Annotated in this window: 4 protein-coding genes; 3 read left to right on the forward strand and 1 reads right to left on the reverse strand. The window is 67.2% G+C overall.

Annotated elements, in window-relative coordinates; genetic code table 11:
* Positions 1-359 precede the first annotated feature (359 nt).
* A complete protein-coding gene (locus tag ACFT4A_RS42290) occupies positions 360-1,001 on the reverse strand; it encodes a DNA-3-methyladenine glycosylase (protein WP_382842007.1) in 642 nt (213 codons plus the stop codon).
* Between the two features lie 145 nt (positions 1,002-1,146).
* Here ACFT4A_RS42290 and ACFT4A_RS42295 point away from each other — a divergent pair, with 145 nt between their 5' ends.
* The 3 genes from ACFT4A_RS42295 to ACFT4A_RS42305 all read left to right on the forward strand — a co-directional run bounded on the left by ACFT4A_RS42295 (position 1,147) and on the right by ACFT4A_RS42305 (position 3,237).
* Positions 1,147-1,929 (forward strand): sporulation protein, encoded by a 783-nt coding sequence (locus ACFT4A_RS42295; protein ID WP_382842009.1) that lies wholly within the window; start codon positions 1,147-1,149, stop codon positions 1,927-1,929.
* 53 nt (positions 1,930-1,982) lie between these two features.
* A complete protein-coding gene (locus tag ACFT4A_RS42300; protein ID WP_382842011.1) occupies positions 1,983-2,522 on the forward strand; it encodes a YbhB/YbcL family Raf kinase inhibitor-like protein in 540 nt (179 codons plus the stop codon).
* Between the two features lie 208 nt (positions 2,523-2,730).
* On the forward strand, positions 2,731-3,237 hold the full coding sequence (locus ACFT4A_RS42305; protein ID WP_382842013.1) for an HNH endonuclease: 507 nt from the start codon (positions 2,731-2,733) through the stop codon (positions 3,235-3,237).
* Positions 3,238-3,240: the final 3 nt, after the last annotated feature.

Consider the following 3,240-nt stretch of genomic DNA (forward strand, 5'->3'; position numbering starts at 1 on the left):
AGTTCTCAAGGAACGGTCGCTTCCTTTGTACTCACCCTCTCGGGCTTTCCTCCGGGCGCTTCCCTTCGGTCTTGCGTTTCCGACTCTATCAGATCCTTTTTCGATCCGATTCCCTGTCGGCGGGATTTGCCGTTGGGCTCTGGCTTTCGCCTGTCGGCCTTTCGACATTCACTACGTTAGCCGATTCGCCGTCCAACTCATAATCGAGTCTGTCGGCATCGAATTCAGGCATGCGGGCACGCCGAATTCGCCCCCGCTGAGGGGAGTGACTAGGTAGTGGGTTGGCCGCTTCCGAGTGCTGACGATTGCCGTACTCGTTTCAGCGGCTCGGGCCACATTACGCATCCTGCGGGGACGCGTCAACTTCGGCGGCGCCTCGGGACATGGGCGCGATAGGGGCTCACCGTGGGGTCGTCGGCGACCCAGAAGCGCCAGGGGTGCACGGCTCCGTCGCCGGACACCCCGGTGCGGGGGCCGTTGAGTACCTGGTCGGAGGGGACGGGGGTGCCGGTCAGCATGCGAAGAGGGGTGTCCTCGAGGGTGCACGCGTCCGTGCCGTCCAGGGAGCGGTCCACGCCCAGGGCCGTGGCCAGTCGGGCGGGGCCTTTGGCCAGTTCCTTGTCGTTTCGGGCCGAGAGTCGACGGGTGCGGGCCAGTTCGGCGCCCTCGATGATCTCGCCGGCGCGGAGCAGGACCGCGCTCGCCTTGTCCTCCGGGCCGCACACCAGATTCATGCAGAACCACATGCCATAGGTGAAGTAGACGTAGACGTGCCCGGGCGGACCGAACATCACGTCGTTGCGGGCCATGCGACCGCGATAGGCGTGGGAACCGGGGTCGTCGGAGCCGTCGTAGGCCTCGACCTCTGTGAGGCGCAGGGCGATCGGACCGTCCGGGGTGGTGCGTACCAGGATGCGGCCGAGGAGGTCAGGGGCCACGTCGAGGACGGGCCGGTCGAAGAACTCCCTGGACAGGGGCGTACGGTCGGGGGTCGCGATCATGCCGTCCGAGGGTACTCAAGACGGGTGGTGCGGTGGGGTGGCCAGCGGGCACCGGCCTTGCCAGGGTGAGGGGATGGAACCGGCCACGGCCGGTTCGCGTTTGTATGGATCAAGGATCCACCCGTAGTGGGCGAGAGGGAGAGACATGGCGTTCAAGAAGCTGCTCGCGAGCCTGGGGGCCGGCGGAGCTTCGGTCGAGACGGTCCTGCACGAGGTCAACGTCGTCCCGGGCGGGGTCGTCCAGGGTGAGGTGCGGATCCAGGGCGGGTCCGTGAACCAGCAGATCGAGGGGCTCTCGGTCGGGCTGCAGGCCAAGGTCGAGGTGGAGAGCGGCGACCAGGAGTACAAGCAGGACATCGAGTTCACGAAGTCGCGGCTGGGCGGTGCCTTCGAGCTCCAGGCGAATGCGGTGCACGCGGTGCCGTTCGGTCTGGAGATCCCGTGGGAGACCCCGATCACGATGATCGACGGGCAGGCGCTGCGCGGCATGAACATCGGGGTGTCCACGGAGCTGGAGATCGCGCGTGCCGTGGACTCCGGTGACCTGGACCCGGTCAACGTGCACCCGCTGCCGGCGCAGAAGGCGATCCTGGACGCGTTCATCCAGCTGGGCTTCCGGTTCAAGAACGCGGACATGGAACGGGGTGCCATCCGGGGTACGCGGCAGAAGCTGCCGTTCTACCAGGAGATCGAGTTCTACCCGCCGCAGCAGTACCGGGGGCTGAACCAGGTCGAGCTGAGCTTCGTGGCCGACGAGCAGGCCATGGACGTGGTGCTCGAGATGGACAAGAAGCCGGGGCTGTTCAGCGAGGGCAGCGACACCTTCCGCTCCTTCAAGGTGGGGCTCCAGGACTACCAGGGCACCGACTGGACCGCGTACCTCAACCAGTGGCTGTCCGAGGTCGGCAGCAAGCGCAACTGGTTCTAGACGCAGGCCCTAGGCTCGGGGCTGACTGAACGAATCGATCAGGAGGTACCGAGGTGACCGAGCTCAAGCGGCGGCCGCTCCCCCACGACTTCCATCCGCCCGTGCCGTCGTTCACGGTCACGAGCAAGGATGTCGAGGAGGGTGCCACGCTCCAGGACGCTCAGGTCTACGCGGCCGGCAACACCTCGCCGCAGTTGCGGTGGGAGGGCTTCCCGCCCGAGACCAAGAGCTTCGCCGTGACCTGCTACGACCCCGATGCCCCGACGGGCAGCGGGTTCTGGCACTGGGTGCTGTTCGACATTCCGGGCTCGGTGACGGAGCTGCCGGTGGGTGCGGGCAGTGGCGCGTTCGAGGGTCTGCCCGAGGGTGCGATCCAGGCGCGCAACGACTACGGAAGCAAGGAGTTCGGTGGTGCCGCGCCGCCGCCCGGGGACGGTTCGCATCGTTACGTGTTCACGGTGTACGCCGTGGATACGGAGAAGCTCGGTCCGGATGCGGCGGCTTCGCCTGCCGTCGTGGGCTTCAACCTGCGGTTTCACACCATCGGGCGTGCCCAGCTGATCGGTGAGTACGAGGTGCCCGCCGAAAGCTGAGCCGTCGTCCGGCGATCCCAGCGTTCACAGAACGTTTGCCCGCTCCTGGTCTTGGAATTGATCAGGAGCGGGCATTTTTGTTGCCGGGGGCACGGGGGTCACCCCCCGTGAGAGCAGCAGATATTGCGTTGTCCATCTCGGCGTGCCCAGCCAGAGTTGATCCCAGCCCGCCAGGGGGTGGGCCGGTGCACACGGGAGGTGGGCTGGTATGCGGGACACGCTGGTACTCAACGCGAGCTTCGAGCCGCTGTCGACGGTAACGCTGAACCGAGCCGTCGTTCTGGTGCTTCAGGACAAGGCCGTCGTCGAGCAGTCCCACCCCGAACTGCGGATGCGGGGAGCCGCGGTCGACATACCGGCGCCCCGTGTGATCAGGCTCTGCCAGTACGTACGGGTGCCCTTCCGAAGACGAGCACCGTGGTCGAGGCGGGGCGTGCTGGTCCGGGACCGGAACCGGTGCGCGTACTGCGGGAGGCGGGCGACGACCGTGGACCACGTGGTGCCGCGGTCGCGGGGCGGGCAGGACACGTGGCTGAACACGGTGGCCTCGTGCGCGGAGGACAATCACCGTAAGGCGAACCGGACTCCGGTGGAGGCGGGTATGCCGTTGCTCCGGGAGCCGTTCGAGCCGACGCCGGCGGACGCGATGCTGCTGGCTCTGGGGCAGGACGACTTCGACGCGCTGCCGGGGTGGCTGGCGCAGCCCGCCGCCTAGCTG

Origin of the sequence: Streptomyces sp. NPDC057099 (assembly GCF_042671245.1) — a bacterium.
Taxonomy (GTDB): domain Bacteria; phylum Actinomycetota; class Actinomycetes; order Streptomycetales; family Streptomycetaceae; genus Streptomyces; species Streptomyces purpurascens.

What these genes read in the sequence shown, in the direction of transcription:
- ACFT4A_RS42290 (WP_382842007.1), bottom strand. Translation starts at nt 1,001, where the DNA reads ATGATCGCGACCCCCGACCGTACGCCCCTGTCCAGGGAGTTCTTCGAC.
- ACFT4A_RS42295 (WP_382842009.1), top strand. Translation starts at nt 1,147, where the DNA reads ATGGCGTTCAAGAAGCTGCTCGCGAGCCTGGGGGCCGGCGGAGCTTCG.
- ACFT4A_RS42305 (WP_382842013.1), top strand. Translation starts at nt 2,731, where the DNA reads ATGCGGGACACGCTGGTACTCAACGCGAGCTTCGAGCCGCTGTCGACG.